This is a genomic window from Rhodococcus kronopolitis (assembly GCF_042654025.1).
In the GTDB taxonomy this organism is placed as follows: domain Bacteria; phylum Actinomycetota; class Actinomycetes; order Mycobacteriales; family Mycobacteriaceae; genus Rhodococcus_G; species Rhodococcus_G kronopolitis.
In genome coordinates this window covers 1-20609 of sequence record NZ_JBHSFO010000002.1, presented here as the reverse complement: position 1 = coordinate 20609, position 20609 = coordinate 1, and the positions used below count along the sequence as shown (strand labels likewise).

The 20609-nt window shown below is 70.2% G+C and carries 20 protein-coding genes; 18 read left to right on the top strand and 2 right to left on the bottom strand.

What is annotated here, in order from left to right; all coding sequences use genetic code 11:
• Positions 1-29: 29 nt before the first annotated feature.
• Both aroB and aroQ read left to right on the top strand, forming a co-directional pair.
• Entirely contained in the window at positions 30-1142 is a 1113-nt protein-coding gene (gene aroB, locus ACFO6S_RS03235) for a 3-dehydroquinate synthase (protein ID WP_378415188.1), read from the top strand.
• Positions 1139-1564 (top strand): type II 3-dehydroquinate dehydratase, encoded by a 426-nt coding sequence (gene aroQ, locus ACFO6S_RS03230; RefSeq protein ID WP_378414127.1) that lies wholly within the window; start codon positions 1139-1141, stop codon positions 1562-1564. The genes aroB and aroQ overlap by 4 nt, the downstream gene beginning before the upstream one ends.
• 118 nt (positions 1565-1682) lie before the next feature.
• Here the strand turns inward: aroQ and ACFO6S_RS03225 are convergent, their stop codons facing one another.
• Entirely contained in the window at positions 1683-2471 is a 789-nt protein-coding gene (locus tag ACFO6S_RS03225) for a B-4DMT family transporter (RefSeq protein ID WP_378414125.1), read from the bottom strand.
• 100 nt (positions 2472-2571) lie between these two features.
• On the opposite strand from ACFO6S_RS03225, the gene ACFO6S_RS03220 reads away from it, so the two are divergent.
• The 16 genes from ACFO6S_RS03220 (at position 2572) to ACFO6S_RS03145 (ending at position 19958) form a co-directional block, all read left to right on the top strand.
• Positions 2572-3678, top strand: coding sequence for a M24 family metallopeptidase (locus tag ACFO6S_RS03220; protein WP_378414123.1), 1107 nt, complete (start codon positions 2572-2574; stop codon positions 3676-3678).
• A 16-nt stretch (positions 3679-3694) separates the two neighbouring features.
• Positions 3695-4258 carry an elongation factor P gene (gene efp / locus ACFO6S_RS03215; RefSeq protein WP_378414121.1) on the top strand — a complete coding sequence of 188 codons (564 nt, stop codon included), beginning with the start codon at positions 3695-3697 and terminating at the stop codon, positions 4256-4258.
• A 1-nt stretch (position 4259) separates the two neighbouring features.
• Positions 4260-4772 carry a transcription antitermination factor NusB gene (gene nusB, locus ACFO6S_RS03210; RefSeq protein ID WP_378414119.1) on the top strand — a complete coding sequence of 171 codons (513 nt, stop codon included), beginning with the start codon at positions 4260-4262 and terminating at the stop codon, positions 4770-4772.
• Positions 4773-4960: 188 nt separating this feature from the next.
• On the top strand, positions 4961-5560 hold the full coding sequence (gene pyrR, locus ACFO6S_RS03205) for a bifunctional pyr operon transcriptional regulator/uracil phosphoribosyltransferase PyrR (RefSeq protein WP_378414117.1): 600 nt from the start codon (positions 4961-4963) through the stop codon (positions 5558-5560).
• Complete coding sequence (locus ACFO6S_RS03200) at positions 5557-6498, top strand: aspartate carbamoyltransferase catalytic subunit (protein ID WP_378414115.1); 942 nt, start codon at positions 5557-5559, stop codon at positions 6496-6498. The genes pyrR and ACFO6S_RS03200 overlap by 4 nt, the downstream gene beginning before the upstream one ends.
• Positions 6495-7799, top strand: coding sequence for a dihydroorotase (locus ACFO6S_RS03195; RefSeq protein ID WP_378414113.1), 1305 nt, complete (start codon positions 6495-6497; stop codon positions 7797-7799). The genes ACFO6S_RS03200 and ACFO6S_RS03195 overlap by 4 nt, the downstream gene beginning before the upstream one ends.
• Positions 7796-8287 carry a PH-like domain-containing protein gene (locus tag ACFO6S_RS03190; RefSeq protein ID WP_378414111.1) on the top strand — a complete coding sequence of 164 codons (492 nt, stop codon included), beginning with the start codon at positions 7796-7798 and terminating at the stop codon, positions 8285-8287. The genes ACFO6S_RS03195 and ACFO6S_RS03190 overlap by 4 nt, the downstream gene beginning before the upstream one ends.
• Complete coding sequence (gene carA, locus ACFO6S_RS03185) at positions 8284-9453, top strand: glutamine-hydrolyzing carbamoyl-phosphate synthase small subunit (protein WP_378414109.1); 1170 nt, start codon at positions 8284-8286, stop codon at positions 9451-9453. Before ACFO6S_RS03190 ends, carA begins: the two co-directional genes overlap by 4 nt.
• A complete protein-coding gene (gene carB / locus ACFO6S_RS03180) occupies positions 9453-12809 on the top strand; it encodes a carbamoyl-phosphate synthase large subunit (RefSeq protein ID WP_378414107.1) in 3357 nt (1118 codons plus the stop codon). The genes carA and carB overlap by 1 nt, the downstream gene beginning before the upstream one ends.
• Positions 12806-13699: an orotidine-5'-phosphate decarboxylase gene (gene pyrF / locus ACFO6S_RS03175; RefSeq protein ID WP_378414105.1), complete on the top strand. Its 894-nt coding sequence runs from the start codon at positions 12806-12808 to the stop codon at positions 13697-13699. Before carB ends, pyrF begins: the two co-directional genes overlap by 4 nt.
• A 126-nt stretch (positions 13700-13825) precedes the next feature.
• Positions 13826-14146 carry an integration host factor, actinobacterial type gene (mihF, locus tag ACFO6S_RS03170; RefSeq protein ID WP_378414103.1) on the top strand — a complete coding sequence of 107 codons (321 nt, stop codon included), beginning with the start codon at positions 13826-13828 and terminating at the stop codon, positions 14144-14146.
• A 79-nt stretch (positions 14147-14225) separates the two neighbouring features.
• On the top strand, positions 14226-14792 hold the full coding sequence (gmk, locus tag ACFO6S_RS03165) for a guanylate kinase (RefSeq protein ID WP_378415186.1): 567 nt from the start codon (positions 14226-14228) through the stop codon (positions 14790-14792).
• 114 nt (positions 14793-14906) lie between these two features.
• Positions 14907-15209, top strand: a complete 303-nt coding sequence (rpoZ, locus tag ACFO6S_RS03160; protein ID WP_378414101.1) for a DNA-directed RNA polymerase subunit omega — start codon at positions 14907-14909, stop codon at positions 15207-15209.
• Between the two features lie 9 nt (positions 15210-15218).
• Positions 15219-16499: a bifunctional phosphopantothenoylcysteine decarboxylase/phosphopantothenate--cysteine ligase CoaBC gene (gene coaBC, locus ACFO6S_RS03155; RefSeq protein ID WP_378414099.1), complete on the top strand. Its 1281-nt coding sequence runs from the start codon at positions 15219-15221 to the stop codon at positions 16497-16499.
• A 147-nt stretch (positions 16500-16646) separates the two neighbouring features.
• Positions 16647-17861 (top strand): methionine adenosyltransferase, encoded by a 1215-nt coding sequence (gene metK, locus ACFO6S_RS03150; RefSeq protein WP_378414097.1) that lies wholly within the window; start codon positions 16647-16649, stop codon positions 17859-17861.
• Between the two features lie 78 nt (positions 17862-17939).
• The gene (locus ACFO6S_RS03145; protein WP_378415184.1) at positions 17940-19958 is read left to right on the top strand and encodes a primosomal protein N'; all 2019 of its coding nucleotides are present in this window, start codon (positions 17940-17942) and stop codon (positions 19956-19958) included.
• 4 nt (positions 19959-19962) lie between these two features.
• Here the strand turns inward: ACFO6S_RS03145 and ACFO6S_RS03140 are convergent, their stop codons facing one another.
• Positions 19963-20436 carry a hypothetical protein gene (locus ACFO6S_RS03140; RefSeq protein ID WP_378414095.1) on the bottom strand — a complete coding sequence of 158 codons (474 nt, stop codon included), beginning with the start codon at positions 20434-20436 and terminating at the stop codon, positions 19963-19965.
• Positions 20437-20609: the final 173 nt, after the last annotated feature.

The window sequence follows — 20609 nt, the reverse complement described above, 5'->3', positions numbered from 1 at the left end:
CCCTGCGCACAGAAGCGGAGAACAGCACAGTGACCGAACCGGTACGCGTCGAGGTCAAGACGGCCAACCCATACCCGGTGATCATCGGGCGCGGGCTGCTCGGTGAACTCGTCGACGAGTTGATCGGCACCCGGACGGTGGCGATCTTCCACCAGCCGCCGCTGGCCGAGACCGCGGAGGCCGTCCGCGCCGCGTTGGCCGAGAAGGGCATCGACGCCCACCGCATCGAGATCCCCGACGCCGAGGACGGCAAGGACCTCGCGGTCGCCGGCTTCTGCTGGGAGGTGCTCGGCCGGATCGGCCTGACCCGCAGCGACGCGGTGATCAGCCTCGGCGGCGGCGCCGCGACCGACCTGGCCGGCTTCGTCGCCGCGACCTGGATGCGCGGCGTGCGGATCGTGCACGTGCCGACCACCCTGCTGGCGATGGTCGACGCGGCCGTCGGCGGCAAGACCGGCATCAACACCGACGCCGGCAAGAACCTGGTCGGCTCCTTCCACGAGCCGTCCGCGGTGCTGGTGGACCTGGCGACGCTCGAGACGGTGCCGCGCAACGAGATCGTCGCCGGCATGGCCGAGGTCATCAAGACCGGGTTCATCGCGGACCCGGTGATCCTCGACCTGATCGAGGCCGACCCGGAGGCCGCGCTCGACCCGACCGGCACCGTGCTGCCGGAGCTGATCCGCCGCTCCATCGAGGTCAAGGCCAAGGTCGTCGCCGCGGACCTGCGCGAGTCCGATCTCCGCGAGATCCTCAATTACGGCCACACCCTCGGCCACGCCATCGAGCGTCGCGAGAAGTACCGCTGGCGTCACGGCGCGGCCGTCTCCGTGGGCCTGGTGTTCGCCGCCGAGCTGGGCCGGCTCGCCGGTCGTCTCGACGACGCCACCGCCGACCGGCACCGCCGGGTGCTCGCGGCCGTCGGCCTGCCGGTGAGCTACGACGGCGCGGCGTTCGCGGACCTGGTCAAGGGCATGCAGACCGACAAGAAGAACCGGGCCGGCATGCTGCGCTTCGTGGTGCTCGACGGCCTGGCCAAGCCCGGCCGCCTCGAGGGCCCGGACCCGACGCTGCTGGCCGCGGCCTACTCGGCGGTGGCCCGCGACGAGGCGCCGGGCGGCTCGGGAGTGGTGCTGCTGTGAGGGTCCAGGTTCTCAACGGCCCCAACCTCGGCCGGCTCGGCAAGCGTCAGCCCGAGGTGTACGGCGCCACCACCCACGCCGACCTGGTCACGCTGTGCGAACGCGCGGCGGCCGACCTCGGCATCGAGGTACAGGTGCGTCAGAGCGACAGCGAGGCCGAACTGCTCGGCTGGATCCACGACGCCGCGGACGCGGGGGAGCCGGTGGTGCTCAACGCCGGCGCGCTCACACACACCTCGATCGCACTGCGCGACGCCTGCGCAGAGTTGACCGCCGGACTGGTGGAGGTGCACATCTCGAACGTGCACGCCCGCGAGGAGTTCCGTCACCGGTCGTACCTGAGCGCGATCGCGACCGGCGTCATCGTCGGGCTCGGTGTCGCCGGCTACCCGCTGGCGCTGAGGTTCCTCGCGGAGCGCTGACTGGTTTCTCGCGGAGCGCGGTAGCTCTTTCGCGGAGTGTCGGCGGCTCCCGACGTATGCCGAACGGGTGTGGTCGACCGGTCCTCGAGGACCGGTCGACCACACCCGTTTGTGGTTCCTACTTGCGCGGGCCCTGCTTGTCGTTCGGGAGCTCGACGGCGGGGAAGACCTCGGTCTCGTCCGACGGCTGCGGCTGGACCGCCTCGAAGATCTCGGTGTCGTCCGACTGCTGCGGCTGCACGGCCTCGAAGACCTCGGTGGGCGCGGACTGCTCGTCGTAGTCGGCCTGCTCGGACTGACCCTGCCCGGCCGCGGCCTGCTGGTCCGCGGCCTGCTCGTCGGTGCCGTGCACGAACGACCACTCGGACGCCGCGTAGCCCTCCTCGGCGTACGCGACGGAGTCGGTCTCCGCGCGACCATGGTCGACGTACCCCGCCGCTGCGGCGGAGGCGCCGACCGCGACCGGGACGTTCCCGGACTTGTTCACCTCGCGCCGGACGATCAGCCGGCCGATGGTCACCGCGAGGGTCGCCGGGACGAACACCAGCAGGATCGTGAAGGCGGCGCCGGAGGTCATCTCGAAGAACAGGCTGTTCTCGCCGAGGGCGATGTCGCTGACCAGTCCGACCGCCCAGGTGGCCAGGCCTGCGACCAGTCCGGCCAGCACGCCTGCTTTGAGCCACCGCATGGTGAGGTCGGCGCCCTCGTCCTCGCCGGGGTACGCACGCTCGTCCCGGATGCCGTCGATGCCGCCCCAGACCATCGCCACCAGGATCACCGCCGCGAGGCTGACCCAGCGCAGTGAGGAGCCGTGCAGGGGCCATTCGGTGACGGCGATTCCGAGAAGTACACGTGCCACCACATGTACGAACGCCATACCGAGTCCACGAAGAAGCCACGAGTTCATGCCGACAGCGTAACGACCGTGCCGGGCGGTCTGTGTCCTAACCCACAGCGACCGCTCGAGGTGAGCCTCGCGACGGGTTTCGCTGCCGTAGGTTGGGGCCATGTCCTCTGCCGATCACGGGTCCCGACGGGCCGCGCTGCGCGCGCTGGTTCGAGCGTGCGGCCTCGACGCGATGCTGGTCACGGACCTGTTGAACATCAGGTACCTGACCGGATTCACCGGTTCCAACGCCGCGCTGCTGGTGGACGCCGCGGACGGCGCCGCGTCCGAGGACCGGACGGTGATCTGCACCGACGGCCGCTACCTGTCCCAGGTGGCGACGCAGGTGCCCGACCTGCCCGCGCTGATCGACCGGGCCAGCGCGCCTGCGCTGGTCCGCGCCCTGGCCGACGCACCGAGGGCCCGCGTCGGTTTCGAGAGCCACGTGGTGACGGTCGACGCCCTGTCGAGTTGGCAGGAGGACGGGCCGGAACTGGACTTCGTCCGGACCCCCGGTCTGGTCGAGCAGTTGCGAATGATCAAGGACGAGCACGAGATAGGGCTGCTGCGCCGCGCCTGTGCGGTCGCGGACCTGGCGTTGGAGGTGCTCGTCGACCGCGGCGGCCTGCGGCCCGGGCGCACCGAACGCGAGGTGGGCCGGGAGCTGGAGTTCCTGATGCTCGAGCACGGCGCCGACGGCATCTCGTTCGAGACCATCGTCGCCGCCGGTGCGAACTCGGCGATCCCGCACCACCGGCCCACCGGCGCGGTGCTCGAGACCGGCGACTTCGTCAAACTCGACTTCGGCGCCCAGGTCGGTGGCTACCACTCGGACATGACGCGGACCTACGTGCTGGGCGTGGCCGCGGACTGGCAGCGCGAGGTGTACGACCTCGTCGCCCGGTCCCAGGCGGCCGGCTGCGCGGCCCTGCTGCCCGGCGCACCGGTGTCCGAGGTCGACGCCGCGGCGCGGTCGGTGATCGCCGACGCGGGCCACGGCGAGCTGTTCCTGCACGGTCTCGGGCACGGCGTGGGGCTCGAAATCCACGAAGCACCGGGGATCGGCGCCCTCGGGGCCGGTACACTTGCCTGCGGTGCAGTGGTGACCGTCGAGCCGGGTGTGTACTTCTCCGGGCGCGGAGGCGTCAGGATCGAGGACACCCTCGTGGTTCGTGAGCAGGGGCCGGAGCTCCTCACACTCACCAGCAAGAGTTTCGCAATCGTCTGAAGGAGACGCGACGTAAGTGGCAGACACCAGTGATTTCAAGAACGGGCTCGTACTGAAGATCGAGGGCCAGCTGTGGCAGATCCTCGAGTTCCAGCACGTCAAGCCCGGCAAGGGCCCGGCCTTCGTTCGTACGAAGATCAAGAACGTGCTCTCCGGCAAGCAGGTCGACAAGACCTGGAACGCGGGCGTGAAGGTCGAGACGGCCACCGTCGACCGTCGTGACATGACGTACCTGTACCACGACGGTACCGACTACATCTTCATGGACGGCGACACCTACGACCAGGTCTCGATCAACGAGGACACGGTCGGCGAGCAGTCCCGCTTCCTGCTCGAGAACATGCACGTCCAGGTCGCCACGCACGAGGAGGCGCCGCTGTTCGTCGAGCTGCCCGTCACCGTCGAGCTCGTCGTCAAGCACACCGACCCGGGCCTGCAGGGCGACCGCTCCACCGGCGGCACCAAGCCCGCCATCCTCGAGACCGACGCCGAGGTTCAGGTCCCGCTGTTCATCAACACCGGCGACAAGCTGAAGATCGACTCGCGCGACGGCAACTACCTGGGTCGCGTGAATTCGTAGCGTGTCGAACACCCACAAGAAGTTCGGCGCCCGGCACAAGGCCCGCAAGCGCGCCGTCGACTTCCTTTTCGAGGCCGAGGCCCGCGACGTGGACCCGGTTGAGCTGGCGGCCGAGCGGACGACCATGGCCGTCCGCGACGAGACCGTCGCCCCGGTCAACGCGTACACCGTCGCCGTGGTGACCGGTGTCGCGGAGAACCTGGACCGGTTGGACCGGGTGATCGCGGACCACCTTCAGGAATGGACGCTGGACCGGCTGCCTGCAGTGGACCGGGCCATCCTGCGGATCGCGGTGTGGGAGCTCTTCCACGCCACCGACGTACCGCCGGTGGTGGCCGTGGACGAGGCGGTGGAACTCGCCAAGGAGCTCTCCACCGACGACTCGCCGGCCTTCGTCAACGGCGTGCTCGGCCAGGTCGTGCTCGTCGCCCCGCAGGTGCGGGCGGCGGCCGCGGCCACCGCGCAGTCGGCGCAGCCCGCCGCACCGGCGACGTCGGAGTCCGACGAAGCCTGACCGGAGACAATGCCAGTCGTACGCCGCGGACCGATCGAGAATCGGTTCGCGGCGTTCGTCGTCCCCGGGTCAGGTGTGGCTCAGCACACCGCACTCCGCTGCCGTCCCGCCTGCCGTTCGCTGATACGCTCGACCACGTCAGACATCCTTTAACGACCCGTCCCGAGAGGCGGAGAAGGAGGTCCAGTTTGCTCTCGCCAGAGCCATCCTCCGCGGAGTCACCGGCCACCAGGGAACTGCTGTCTCCCGCCGACGTGGGTCGGACGATCGCCCGCATCGCGCATCAGATCATCGAGAAGACCGCGCTGGACGCGGAAATCGATCCGCCGCGTGTGGTGCTGATCGGCATCCCGACCCGCGGCACCACCCTCGCCACCAGGCTGGCGAACAAGATCGAGGAGTTCTCCGGGGTTCGCCCGGCGACCGGCTCGCTCGACATCACCCTCTACCGCGACGACCTGCGGACCAAGCCGCACCGTCCGCTCGAGCGGACCTCGGTGCCCGACGGCGGCGTCGACAACACCCTCGTCGTCCTCGTCGACGACGTGCTGTTCTCCGGTCGCACGGTGCGCGCCGCGCTCGACGGGCTGCGCGACCTCGGTCGGCCCAAGGCCGTCCAGCTCGCGGTGCTGGTGGACCGCGGTCACCGCGAGCTGCCGCTGCGGGCGGACTACGTCGGCAAGAACGTGCCCACCGCGCGGACCGAGGACGTCAAGGTCCTGCTCGAGGAGCACGACGGAGTCGACAGCGTCACGCTGAGCCCGGCGAGCGCGGGAGGGGAGTCGTGAAGCATCTCCTCTCCGTCTCCGACCTGACCGTCGAGACGGCCACCGGCCTGCTCGACGAGGCCGAGCGCTTCGAACAGGCACTGCTCGGCCGCGAGGTACGCAAGCTGCCGACGCTGCGCGGGCGCACCGTGATGACCGTGTTCTTCGAGAACTCCACCCGCACCCGGGTCTCGTTCGAGGTCGCGGGCAAGTGGATGAGCGCGGACGTGATCAACGTCAGCGCGTCCAGCTCGTCGGTCTCCAAGGGCGAGTCGCTGCGGGACACCGCGATGACGCTGCACGCCGCGGGCGCCGACGCGCTCATCGTGCGGCACCCGGCCTCGGGCGCCGCGCACCGGATTGCCGAGTGGACCAACGCGAACGGCGACGGCCCGTCCGTCATCAACGCAGGCGACGGTACCCACGAGCACCCCACCCAGGCGCTGCTCGACGCGCTCACCCTGCGCCAGCGTCTCGGCTCGATCGAGGGCAAGCGGGTGCTGATCGTCGGCGACATCCTGCACAGCCGGGTCGCCCGGTCCAACGCCTTCCTGCTCTCGCTGCTCGGTGCCGAGGTGGTGCTGGTCGCGCCGCCGACGCTGCTGCCGATCGGGGTGTCGACCTGGCCGGTGACGGTCTCGCACTCGCTCGACGCCGAGCTGCCGGGCGCCGACGCCGTGCTGATGCTCCGGGTCCAGGCCGAGCGCATGAACGGCGGGTTCTTCCCGTCGCAGCGCGAGTACTCGATCACCTACGGGCTGTCGGAGAAGCGGCTGGCGCTGCTGCCCGAGCACGCCGTCGTGCTGCACCCCGGTCCGATGCTGCGCGGCATGGAGATTGCCTCGGCCGTCGCAGATTCACCGAAAACTGCTGTGCTGCAGCAGGTCACGAACGGAGTTCACATTCGCATGGCGGTCTTGTTCGGGTTGCTGGTCGGTACCGAGGGGGCGGCGCTGTGAGCCAGGACAACAACGTGCTGATCCTCGGCGCCCGCCTGTACGGCGAGGGCCAACCGCAGGACGTGCTGGTCGTCGGCGGCGAGATCACCGCGATCGGCACCAACCTCGACCTGCCCGAGGACGTCGACGTCATCGAGGCCGACGGACAGGTGCTGCTGCCCGGGTTCGTGGACCTGCACACCCACCTGCGTGAGCCCGGCCGGGAGGACACCGAGACCATCGAGTCCGGTTCCGCCGCGGCCGCGCTCGGCGGCTACACCGCGGTGTTCGCGATGGCGAACACCAGCCCCGTCGCCGACTCCGTGGTCATCACCGACCACGTGTGGCGTCGCGGGCAGGAGGTCGGCCTGGTCGACGTGCACCCGGTCGGGGCCGTCACCGTCGGGCTCGCGGGCAAGCAGCTCGCCGAGATGGCGACCATGGCCGCAGGCGTCGGGGCCGTCAAGATGTTCTCCGACGACGGGCACTGCGTCGCCGACCCGCTGATCATGCGCCGGGCGCTGGAGTACTCCAGCTCGCTCGGGGTGCTGATCGCCCAGCACGCCGAGGAGCCGCGGCTGACCGTCGGTGCGGTCGCGCACGAGGGTCCGACCGCCGCCCGGCTGGGCCTGGCCGGCTGGCCGCGCGCCGCCGAGGAGTCGATCGTCGCCCGGGACGCGCTGCTGGCCCGCGACGCCGGCGCCCGCGTGCACATCTGCCACGCCTCCACCGCAGGCACCGTCGAGCTGGTCAAGTGGGCTCGTGGACAGGGCATCGCGATCACCGCCGAGGTCACCCCGCACCACCTGCTGCTCGACGACTCGCGACTCGAGACGTACGACGGGGTGAACCGGGTGAACCCGCCGCTGCGCGAGGCCAGCGACGTCGCCGCGCTGCGGAAGGGACTGGCCGAGGGCATCCTCGACTGCGTCGCCACCGACCACGCGCCGCACGCCGAGCAGGACAAGTGCTGCGAGTTCTCCGCCGCCCGGCCCGGCATGCTGGGCCTGGAGACGGCGCTCGCGATCGTCGTGCAGACCATGGTCACCCCGGGCCTGCTCGACTGGCGCGGGGTCGCGAGGGTGATGAGCGAGCGGCCCGCGGAGATCGTCGGCCTGACCGACCAGGGCCGGCCGATCGCGGTCGGCGAACCGGCCAACCTGACGCTGGTCGACCCGGACCACGAGTGGACCGTGCGCGCGCCCGAGCTGGCGTCGCTCTCGCACAACAGCCCGTTCGACGCGATGACGTTCGGCGCGAAGGTCACCGCGACGCTGCTGCGCGGCCGGGTCACCGTCCGCGGCGGGAAGGTCCAGTCATGAGCCTGGACCGGTTGCTGCTGACCCTCGGCTTCGTCGTGTTCTGGGTCGTGATGGTGGCGGCGATGTACTGGGGCTGGAAGGGCCGCGCCCGCCGTCAGGCGGACCGGGTCGGCGCGTTGCCCGCGGCGCCCGACGACCTCGGTGCGCAGCTGATCGCCCCGTCCAGCGGGTTGTACGTGGGCAGCACGATGGCCCCGAGCTGGCAGGACCGGATCGCGGTCGGTGACATCGGTCACCGCGCGACCTGCGACCTGAGCCGGTACGAGAAGGGCGTGCTGCTCGAACGCGACGGCGCCTCGGCGATCTGGATCCCGCAGGAGTCGATCCGCGCGATCCGTACCGAGCGTGGACTCGCAGGCAAGGTCATGAGCAAGGACGGAGTGCTGGTGATCCGGTGGGAGTTGCCCACCGGGACCGAGATCGACACCGGCTTCCGTGGAGACGACAAGAGTGTGTACCCGGCATGGGTGAACGGAGAGAACGCGTGAGCAATTCAGAGGCAGCGGTCCTGGTCCTCGAGGACGGCAGGATCTTCCGCGGCACCACCTTCGGTGCGGTGGGGCAGACCCTGGGCGAGGCGGTCTTCAGCACCGGCATGACCGGCTACCAGGAGACGCTCACCGACCCCAGCTACCACCGGCAGATCGTGGTGTCCACGGCGCCGCAGATCGGCAACACCGGCTGGAACGACGAGGACGACGAGTCCGTCGGCCCGACCGGCGACAGCGCCGGCGCCAAGATCTGGGTCGCCGGTTACGTGGTCCGGGACCCCTCCCGCGTCACCTCCAGCTGGCGCGCCACCGGCTCGCTGCAGGCCAAGCTCGAGGAGCAGTCGATCGTCGGCATCGCCGGCATCGACACCCGCGCGCTGGTCCGGCACCTGCGCACCCGCGGTTCCATGCGGTCCGGCATCTTCTCCGGCGCCGCCCTGGCCGCGGACGACGTGCTGATCGAGCGGGTCAAGAACCAGCCGACCATGCTCGGCGCCGACCTGGCCGGCGAGGTCAGCACCACCAGTGGCTACGTCGTCGAACCCACCGGCGGCGAGGCCCGCTTCACGGTGGCCGCGATCGACCTCGGCATCAAGACCAACACCCCGCGGATGTTCGCCGAGCGCGGCATCCGGGTGCACGTGCTGCCGTCCAACGCGACGCTCGAGCAGATCCTCGACCTCGAGGCCGACGGGGTGTTCCTGTCCAACGGCCCGGGCGACCCGGCCACCGCCGACGGCGCGGTGCACCTGACCAAGGAGGTGCTCGGCCAGGGCCTGCCCCTGTTCGGCATCTGCTTCGGCAACCAGATCCTCGGCCGCGCGCTGGGGATGGACACCTACAAGATGAAGTTCGGCCACCGCGGCATCAACATCCCGGTGGTCGAGCACCAGACCGGCCGCATCGCGATCACCGCGCAGAACCACGGGTTCGCGCTCGAGGGCGAGGCAGGCCAGGAGTTCGACACCCCGTTCGGGCGGGCCGTGGTCAGCCACACCTGCGCCAACGACGGTGCCGTGGAGGGCGTCCGGTTGCTCGACGACTCCGCCTTCTCCGTCCAGTACCACCCCGAGGCCGCCGCAGGCCCGCATGACGCCGCATACCTCTTCGACCGTTACACCGGTCTGCTCGAGGCTCGTTCGACCAGGAAGGGCAGCAAGTAATGCCACGCCGTACAGATCTCAAGCACATCCTGGTGATCGGCTCCGGGCCGATCGTGATCGGCCAGGCCTGTGAGTTCGACTACTCGGGTACCCAGGCCTGCCGCGTGCTGCGCGAGGAGGGCCTGCGCGTGAGCCTGGTCAACTCCAACCCGGCGACCATCATGACCGACCCGGAGTTCGCCGACGCCACCTACGTCGAGCCGATCACCGCGGAGTTCGTCGAGAAGGTCATCGCGGCGGAGGAGGCCAAGGGCTTCCCGATCGACGCCGTGCTGGCGACGCTCGGCGGCCAGACCGCACTGAACACCGCGGTCGACCTGCACGAGCAGGGGATCCTCACCAAGTACAACGTCGAGCTGATCGGCGCCGACTTCGACGCCATCCAGCGCGGCGAGGACCGGCAGAAGTTCAAGGACATCGTCGCCAAGGTCGGCGGCGAGTCCGCGAAGTCCGCCGTCTGCTACACGATGGACGAGGTGCACGCCACGGTCGCCGAGCTCGGCTACCCGGTGGTCGTCCGGCCGTCGTTCACCATGGGCGGCCTCGGTTCCGGCATGGCGTACAACGAGGAGGACCTGACCCGGATCGCCGGTGGCGGCCTGGCCGCGTCGCCGTCCGCGAACGTCCTGATCGAGGAGTCCATCCTCGGTTGGAAGGAGTACGAGCTCGAGCTGATGCGGGACAGTCGCGACAACGTCGTGATCGTCTGCTCGATCGAGAACGTCGACCCGGTCGGCGTGCACACCGGCGACTCGGTCACCGTCGCCCCGGCGATGACGCTGACCGACCGCGAGTACCAGGCCATGCGCGACCTGTCGATCGACATCCTGCGTGAGGTGGGCGTCGACACCGGCGGCTGCAACATCCAGTTCGCCATGGACCCGAAGGACGGCCGCCTGGTCGTCATCGAGATGAACCCGCGGGTCTCGCGCTCGTCCGCCCTGGCCTCGAAGGCCACCGGCTACCCGATCGCGAAGATGGCCGCCAAGCTGGCCATCGGCTACACCCTCGACGAGATCGTCAACGACATCACGAAGGAGACGCCGGCCTGCTTCGAGCCGACGCTCGACTACGTGGTCGTCAAGGCGCCGCGGTTCGCCTTCGAGAAGTTCCCCGGGGCCGACGGCACCCTCACCACCACCATGAAGTCGGTCGGCGAGGCGATGAGCATCGGCCGCAACTTCACCGAGGCCTTCGGCAAGGTGATGCGCTCGCTCGAGACCAAGCGGGCCGGCTACTGGACCGGTCCGGAGTACCCGGCCACCGACCTGGACACGCTGCTCGAGGAGCTCACGGTTCCGCTCGACGGCCGCATGTACGGCATCGAGAAGGCCTTCGCCCTCGGCGCCACCGTCGAGCAGCTCTTCGAGGCCACGAAGATCGACCCGTGGTTCCTCGACCAGATGCAGCAGATCCACGAGCTGGGCGTCGAGGTCCGCGAGGCCGCCGCCGTCGACGAGGCGCTGCTGCGTCAGGCCAAGTACCACGGCCTGTCGGACCGCCAGATCGCCGCGCTGCGTCCCGAGCTCGGTGGCGACAGCGTGGCCGGCGAGGACGCCGTCCGCGCCCTGCGCGACGAGCTGGGCGTGCACCCGGTGTACAAGACGGTCGACACCTGCGCGGCCGAGTTCGACGCCAAGACGCCGTACCACTACTCCACCTACGAGCTCGATCCCGACGCGGAGACCGAGGTCGCACCGCAGACCGAGCGGGACAAGGTGCTGATCCTCGGGTCGGGCCCGAACCGCATCGGCCAGGGCATCGAGTTCGACTACTCGTGCGTGCACGCCGCACTGACGCTGTCCGAAGCCGGCTACGAGACCGTCATGGTCAACTGCAACCCCGAGACCGTCTCCACCGACTACGACACTGCGGACCGGCTGTACTTCGAGCCGCTGACCTTCGAGGACGTGCTCGAGGTCTTCCGCGCCGAGTCGGCGTCGGGCACCGTGGCGGGCGTGATCGTCCAGCTCGGCGGCCAGACCCCGCTGGGCCTGGCCAAGCGGCTCGAGGCCGCGGGCGTGCCGATCGTCGGCACCAGCCCCGCCGCCATCGACCTCGCGGAGGACCGCGGCGAGTTCGGCCGGGTGCTCACCGACGCCGGCCTGCCCGCACCGAAGTTCGGCACCGCCACCACCTTCGACGGTGCCCGCGAAATCGCAGGCAGCATCGGCTACCCGGTGCTGGTGCGGCCGTCCTACGTGCTCGGCGGACGCGGCATGGAGATCGTGTACGACGAGAAGTCGTTGCAGGACTACATCTCCCGGGCCACCGAGATCTCGGACGACCGGCCGGTGCTGGTTGACCGGTTCCTGGAGGACGCCGTCGAGATCGACGTCGACGCCCTCTGCGACGGCACCGAGGTCTACCTCGGCGGCGTGATGGAGCACATCGAGGAGGCGGGTATCCACTCCGGCGACTCGGCCTGTGCGCTGCCGCCGATCACGCTCGGCAAGACGGACCTCGAGAATGTCCGCCGCTCCACCGAGGCGCTGGCCAGGGGCATCGGCGTCAAGGGCCTGCTCAACGTGCAGTACGCGCTCAAGGACGACATCCTCTACGTCCTCGAGGCCAACCCGCGCGCCAGCCGCACCGTGCCGTTCGTCTCGAAGGCGACGGCCGTGCAGCTGGCCAAGGCCTGCGCCCGGGTGATGCTGGGTGAGTCGATCGCGGACCTGCGGGCCAGCGGTCTGCTGCCCGCCACCGGCGACGGCGGCAGCACCCCGGCCGGCGCGCCGATCGCGGTCAAGGAGGCCGTGCTGCCGTTCAACCGCTTCCGCAAGGCGGACGGCACCGGCGTCGACACCCTGCTCAGCCCCGAGATGAAGTCGACGGGCGAGGTCATGGGTATCGACTCCGACTTCGGCACCGCGTTCGCCAAGAGCCAGACCGCGGCGTACGGCTCGCTGCCGACCTCCGGCACCGTCTTCGTCTCGGTGGCCAACAAGGACAAGCGCTCGCTGATCTTCCCGGTCAAGCGTCTCGCGGACCTCGGCTTCCGGATCCTGGCGACCGAGGGTACCGCGGATGTGTTGCGCCGCAACGGCATTGTCTGCGAGAACGTCTACAAGGTGTCCGGCGAGGAGCATCCCGAGGGTGCGCAGACCATCGTCGACCAGATCCGGGCCGGCGAGATCGACATGGTGATCAACACCCCGTACGGCAACTCCGGCCCCCGCGTGGACGGCTACGAGATCCGCAGTGCGGCGGTCGCGGCGACCATCCCGTGCATCACCACCGTCCAGGGCGCGTCCGCCGCGGTGCAGGGCATCGAGGCCGGCATCCGCGGCGACATCGGGGTGCGGTCCCTGCAGGACCTGCACGCGACGCTGCGCGAGCCGGCAGCGCAGTCGTGAGCGACGACCGCGGTGCGGTCCCGGCTCCCGGTCACAGCTGGGGCCACCGGCTCCGGTCGGCGATCGGGGCCAGGGGCCGGCTGTGCGTGGGCATCGACCCGCACCCGTCGTTGCTGCGCGCCTGGGGGCTGCCGGAGAGCGCCGAGGGCGTCGAGGCGTTCTCGGAGATCTGCGTGGAGGCCTTCGTCGGGGAGGTGGCACTGGTCAAGCCCCAGGTCGCGTTCTTCGAGGTGTACGGCAGTGCGGGCTACGCCGTGCTCGAGCGCACCATCTCGGTGGTGCGATCGGCCGGCACCCTGGTCGTCGCTGACGCCAAGCGTGGCGACATCGGCTCGACGATGGCCGCCTACGCCCAGTCCTGGCTCGGTGAGGGCTCTCCGTTGGTCTCGGACGCCGTCACGGCCTCTCCCTACCTCGGCTTCGGGGCGCTGGACCCGGCCCTGAGCCTGGCGTCGGAGACCGGTCGGGGAGTGTTCGTGCTGGCTCGCACCTCGAACCCCGAGGGCGGTGGCCTGCAGGGTGCCCGCGTGACCGAATCGTCGGAATCGTCGCAACTGTCGGCTTCGACGCCGCATGAGGTGTCCGTTGCGCAGTCCGTGGTGGACGACGCGGCGGCCTACAATCGGGACGGAAACGACACGGTTGGCCTGGTTGTCGGCGCGACACGCGGACACGGACTGAATTTGTCGGAATTTTCCGGGCCGATTCTGGCGCCCGGGCTCGGCGCGCAGGGGGCCACCGTGGCTGACCTGGCAGAGATATTCTATGATTCTCGAGAGTTGTTGTTACCCAACACTTCTCGCGATGTACTTCGGCACGGTCCCTCTGTTTCGGCGCTTCGTGAGGCCGCTGAGCGGGTCCGGGACGAGGTCGAAGCCGGGCTCGCATAGCCGACGCGATTCGCCTCCGGAGTCCGGGGGCGGGTTAGCAATCGGGACTCAGCGTGAGTACGGTCGCTATCGCCGCTGGTTATCCAGTGGTTGAACACTATTTGCACACGACGAGACGGAGGAACCGTGGCCCTTCCCCAGTTGACTGATGAGCAGCGCGCTGCTGCTTTGGAGAAGGCGGCTATCGCCCGTAAGGCCAGGGCTGAGCTCAAGGAGCGCCTGAAGCGTGGCGGCACCGACCTCAAGCAGGTTCTCAAGGATGCCGAGGACAATGAGATCCTCGGCAAGATGAAGGTTTCCGCGCTGCTCGAGGCCCTCCCCAAGGTGGGCAAGGTCAAGGCGCAGGAGATCATGACCGAGCTGGAGATCGCCCCGACCCGCCGTCTGCGCGGACTCGGAGATCGCCAGCGCAAGGCGTTGCTGACCAGGTTCGATTTCGAGGCCTGAGTCACAAGTGGTGCCTGACGCGAACAAGGTGTCAGACAGCAGCAAGACCACCTCGGTGAACGTGGCCGAGGACAGTGCAGTGCAGAGGGGCCGGCTGGTAGTACTGGCCGGCCCCTCGGCTGTTGGCAAGTCCTCCGTGGTGCGCAAGCTGCACGAGCGGATGCCGGAACTGGTCTTCAGCGTGTCTGCCACGACAAGAGACCCTCGCCCCGGCGAGGTGGACGGCAAGGACTACCGGTTCGTCACGGCGGCCGAGTTCGACGCCATGATCGAGGCCGGTGACCTGCTCGAATGGGCAGAGATTCACGGCGGACTGCAGCGGTCGGGAACCCCTGCCGAGCCGGTGGAGGCGGCCCTCGCGGCCGGTCACCCCGTCCTGGTGGAGGTCGACCTGGTCGGCGCCCGCGCGGTGCGGGCGGCGATGCCGGAGGCTCAGCTGGTGTTCATGGCGCCGCCGAGCTGGGAGGAGCTGGTCTCCCGGCTCACCTCGCGGGGCACCGAGTCGGCGGACGTGATCGCCCGCCGACTGGAGACCGCACGCGTGGAACTGGCGGCCCAGGACGAGTTCGACACGGTGGTCGTGAACGAGGATGTCGATCGTGCTTGCGAGGAGTTGGTATCCTTGTTGGCTGGTGGTCCGCGGTAGCCGACCTCCGTCGTATTTCGTCGTACCGACTTGTGCCCAGCTCTGGCCCTCGGGTCAGTCCTGACTAGTACACAAAGCTTCACCCAGCGCCGACCAATTTCAGGAGATACGTACATGAGTGACACTCAGACAGTCGCGGAAGACGCCGCGCGCCACGGCGTGCCGGCGTACGACACCCCGCTCGGTATCACCAACCCGCCGATCGACGAGCTGCTCGAGCGCACCTCCTCGAAGTACGCACTGGTGATCTACGCGGCCAAGCGCGCCCGCCAGATCAACGACTACTACAACCAGCTCGGCGACGGCATCCTCGAGTACGTGGGACCGCTGGTCGAGCCGGGCCTGCAGGAGAAGCCGCTCTCCATCGCGATGCGCGAGATCCACGCCGACCTGCTCGAGCACACCGAAGGCGAGTGACCGCCGGCCGTGACCGAACTTGACTCGGGTGCCGCCACCGCACATCGACGCATCGTCGTCGGAGTGGGTGGCGGCATTGCGGCCTACAAGGCCTGCTCGATCATCCGCAGCTTCACCGAGGGCGGACATCATGTCCGGGTGATCCCGACCGAATCCGCACTGGAGTTCGTCGGCAGGGCCACCTTCGAGGCGCTGTCCGGGAACACCGTGCACACCGGCGTGTTCACGGACGTGCCGCAGGTTCCGCACGTGCGGATCGGCCAGGAGGCCGACCTGCTGGTCATCGCCCCCGCGACCGCGGACCTGATGGCCCGCGCCGCCCAGGGGCGCGCCGACGACCTGCTGACCGCGACGCTGCTCACCGCCAGATGTCCCGTGGTGTTCGCGCCCGCGATGCACACCGAGATGTGGGAGCACCCGGCCACCGTTGCGAACGTGGCGACGCTGCGTTCGCGGGGCATCACCGTGATCGAGCCCGCGTCCGGGCGTCTGACCGGCAAGGACACCGGCGCCGGGCGACTGCCGGAACCGGACGAGATCGTCGGTCTGGCCACCCTGCTGATGGAGCGTCCCGACGCGCTGCCCCGCGATCTCGAGGGTCGTCGCATCGTCGTCTCGGCGGGCGGCACCCGTGAGCCCCTCGACCCGGTCCGCTTCCTCGGCAACCGCAGCTCCGGCAAGCAGGGCTATGCGATCGCCCGGTTGGCGGCCCAGCGCGGCGCCCAGGTCACGCTGATCGCCGGGTACACCGCCGAACTGGCGGACCCGGCTGCGGTGGACGTGGTCCGGGTGCGCACCGCGCAGGACCTGAAGGCGGCCGTCGACAAGGCGGCGCGGCACGCGGACGCGGTGGTGATGGCCGCGGCCGTCGCGGACTTCCGGCCGTCCAGCGTGGCGACCGCGAAGATCAAGAAGGGCGCGGACGAGCCGGACACCATCCCGCTGACCCGCAACGACGACATCCTGGCCGGCTTGGTCGCCTCGCGCGGCGCCGGCGAGCTGCCGGGCGCCTGCGCGATCGTCGGCTTCGCCGCCGAGACCGGGGACGCGCAGGGTGACGTGCTGACCCACGCCCGCAGCAAGCTGGCCCGCAAGGGGTGCGACCTGCTGGTGGTCAACGCGGTCGGGGAGGGCAAGGCGTTCGAGGTGGACGACAACAGCGGTTGGATCCTGGGCGCCGACGGTTCCGAGCGGGCGCTGGCGCACGGCTCGAAGTCGTTGATGGCGAGCCGGGTGCTCGACGCGACGGCGGCGTTGTTGGCCGCCGGTGGGGGTGCGAGCGCCGGCTGAGTCCGGTGCTCGTAATGTGGAGGAGTAACAGCTGTCACACCTGATCGACGGGGTGTCGACGGTGGTGAGTTCAAGCAGTGCACATCCGCGGTGCCTCGCACTAGTGTCGAGCCCGGTACACATACAGCGTTTGCGAGAGGGATATCTGTGAGCAAGTCCGGTAGTCGGCTATTCACCAGCGAGTCCGTGACCGAGGGCCACCCGGACAAGATCTGTGACGCGATCAGCGACTCCATCCTGGATGCGCTGCTCGAGCAGGATCCGCGCAGCCGCGTGGCCGTCGAGACCCTGGTCACCACCGGCCAGGTGCACGTCGCCGGCGAGGTCACCACCTCCGCTTACGCCGACATCCCGAAGATCGTCCGGGACGTGGTCCTCGAGATCGGGTACGACTCGTCCGCCAAGGGCTTCGACGGCAACTCGTGCGGCGTGAACATCGCCATCGGCGCGCAGTCGCCCGAGATTGCCCAGGGCGTCGACCACTCGCACGAGGCCCGCGTCGACGGCGTCACCGACGACGAGATCGACCGTCAGGGCGCCGGCGACCAGGGCCTGATGTTCGGGTACGCCTGCACCGACACCCCGGAGCTGATGCCGCTGCCGATCGCGCTGGCGCACCGGCTCTCGCGCCGGCTCACCGAGGTCCGCAAGACCGGCGTGCTGCCGTACCTGCGCCCGGACGGCAAGACCCAGGTCACCATCGAGTACGACGGCGACAAGGCCGTCCGACTCGACACCGTCGTCGTCTCCACGCAGCACGCCGCGGACATCGACCTGGACAACCTGCTCACCCCGGACGTGCGCGAGAAGGTGCTCGGCTCGGTGCTCGCCGATCTCGGTGACACGGACCTGGACACCTCGAACGTGCGACTGCTGGTCAACCCGACCGGCAAGTTCGTCCTCGGTGGCCCGATGGGTGACGCCGGCCTGACCGGTCGCAAGATCATCGTCGACACCTACGGCGGCATGGCCCGGCACGGTGGCGGCGCGTTCTCGGGCAAGGACCCGTCGAAGGTGGACCGCTCCGCGGCGTACGCGATGCGCTGGGTCGCCAAGAACGCGATCGCGGCCGGCCTGGCCGAGCGCATCGAGGTCCAGGTGGCGTACGCCATCGGCAAGGCCGCGCCCGTCGGCCTGTTCGTCGAGACCTTCGGCACCGAGAAGACCGATCCGGCGCGCATCCAGGCCGCGATCAGCGAGATCTTCGACCTGCGTCCCGGCGCGATCATCCGGGACCTGGACCTGCTCCGGCCGATCTACGCGCAGACCGCCGCCTACGGGCACTTCGGTCGTACCGACGTGGACCTGCCCTGGGAGCACACCGACCGCGCCGAGAAGCTGCGCGCGGCCGCCGGGCTCTAGATTGGCAACAGCTCCGAGCCGCCCACCGTTCACGGTGGGCGGCTCGTGCTGTCGGTACGGGCGGGTTGACTCGTGGCGGTGAAGGCCGAACGGGTACCCGCGCCGGAGCTGCCCGTCGCCCGGGTGCTGCCGATGCTGCCGCTCGCACACCTGGACCGTGAGTTCGACTATCTGGTGCCGCTGGAGCTGGACGAACAGGCGCAGCCGGGGGTGCGGGTGCGGGTGCGCTTCGCCGGTCGCCTGGTCGACGGCTTCCTGGTTGCGCGGGTGGCGACCAGCGACCACTCCGGCAAGCTCGGCTGGCTGGACCGGGTGGTCTCCGCCGAGCGGGTGCTCACGCCGGAGATCGCGAAACTGGTCGACGCCGTCGCCCACCGGTACGCAGGCACCCGGGCCGACGTGCTGCGGCTGGCGGTGCCGCCCCGACACGCGCGGGTCGAGGCCGAGCCGCCGCCCGCGCTGGCCGAGGTTCCCGAGGCGACGCCGGACCCTGTGGCGTGGGCGGCCTACGCGCACGGCGAGGCCTTCGTCTCCGCCGTCGCGGCGGGCCGTGGTCCGCGGGCCGCCTGGCAGGCGTTGCCTGGGGAGGACTGGCCGACGCGGCTGGCCGAACTGGCGGCCGTGGTCGCGCGCTCGGGACGCTCCGCCGTGCTGGTGGTGCCGGACCAGAAGGACCTGGACCGGGTGGCCGCGGCCTGCGTCGACCTGGTCGGTGACGACCTGGTGGTGCCGCTGGCCGCCGGGCTGGGACCGGCGATGCGGTACCGACGCTGGCTGGCCGCGCTGCGCGGCACCGCCCGGATCGTGGTGGGCACCCGCAGCGCGGTGTTCGCGCCGGTGCCCGAGCTGGGGCTGATCGCGGTGTGGGACGACGGCGACGACAACCACTCCGAGCCGCGCTCGCCCTACCCGCATGCCCGTGAGGTCGCGTTGCTGCGCGCGTTCGGCGGCGGCTGCGCGGTGGTGCTCGGCGGGCACGCGCGGACGGCGGAGTCGCAGAGGCTGGTGGACTCGGGGTGGGCGCACGACCTGGTGGCCGACCGGTCACAGGTGCGGTCCCGGGCGCCGCACGTCACCGCGTTGGCCGACAGCGACCACGCGTTGGCCCGCGACCCGGGGGCGCGGGCCGCCCGACTGCCTGCGATCGCGTTCGCCGCGGCCCGGGAGGCGCTGGCGGCGGGTGCCGGGGTGCTGGTGCAGGTGCCGCGGCGTGGCTACGTCCCGTCGCTGGCCTGCAGCAAGTGTCGGGCGCCGGCGCGCTGTCGACGTTGCAACGGTCCGATGTCGCTGCCGTCGGCGGTGGGGCCGGACGGCGCGGGCTCACCGACCTGTCGGTGGTGTGGCGTCGCGGACGCCAGCCACCGGTGCCAGGCCTGCGGGAACCGGGCGCTGCGCGCCGTGGTGGTGGGCGCCGGCCGGACCGCTGAGGAGCTGGGCCGCGCGTTCCCCGGCGTGCCGCTGCGGACGTCGGGGGGCGGTGAGGTGCTGACCACGGTGCCGACCGGGGCGAGCCTGGTGGTCTCTACGGTCGGGGCCGAGCCGGTGATGCCCGGTGGCTACGGCGCGGCGCTGCTGCTGGACGGCTGGGCGTTGCTGGGCCGGGCCGACCTGCGCGCCGAGGAGGAGACCCTGCGTCGCTGGATGACGGCCAGCGCGCTGGTGCGACCGGCCGGCGAGGGCGGCAAGGTGGTGGTGGTCGCGGACTCGGGACTGCCGACGGTGCAGGCGTTGGTGCGGTGGGATCCGGTGGGGGCCGCGCAGACTCAGCTCGCCGAGCGGGCCGAGGTCGGCTTCCCGCCGGCGGTGCACGTCGCCGCGGTCGACGGCACCCGGGCGGCGATCGAGGAGCTGCTCGACGCGGCGGCGCTGCCCGACGGGGTGCAACCGCTGGGCCCGGTGCCGTTGCCGCCGGGGGAGCGGCTGCCGTTCTCCGGCGACGGACCGGAACCGGCCGATGTCGAACGGATGCTGCTGCGGGTGCCGCGGGCCGCGGGTGGTGCGCTGGCTCGTGCGTTGGCGGAGGCACAGGCGGTGCGCGGCGCGCGGAAGTCGGCGGGCTCGGTGCGGGTGCAGATCGATCCGGTGCGGATCGGCTGACGGGTCACTCGTCAGGTTCGGGGGCGAGCAGTTCGTCGGGGAAGTGGTACTCGCACCCGAGGTCGTCGGTGGACCGGGTACCCCAGTTGTCTCGGAACCAGGCCACCGAGGTGTCTGCGACGAGGCGGGCGTCGCGGGTGAAGAGGTAGCCGTCTGTGCAGTCCTCGAAGTGGTCGTCGTTGTGCCAGCGGTCGAGGGCCAGGCGGTCGGTCGAGTAGTCGGCGATCATGAGTCGACGAAGCATGGTCCGAGATCGCCGCAGCATGAACACGTCGTTGGCGAGCACGTGAATCTGCACGCAGACAACGGATTCCTCGTCCTCGTCCTCGTCGTCGTCGATTGCGCTGCCGTAGTCGATGTAGGAGTTCGGGCCCATCTCGAGGATGAAGGCGACCGGCTTGTCGGTCAGTGATTCGATCAACCAGTCGGCCATGCTGACCCACTTCGCGACCTCTGACGAACTGGTGGAATCTTCCATCGGCATTCCTCGCGATTGTCTGGGTAGGTACAAACTGTCACGTATCGGCCCGGGCGTATGTCGCACAACGGCCGGTTGCGGCCGAGTGTGTCTCGGCCGCAACCGGTCCGGTTGTGGGTGGTGCAGGTCTTCGCCTGGTCAGGTTCCGTGGATCTCGCGCCGGTTGTGAGCCG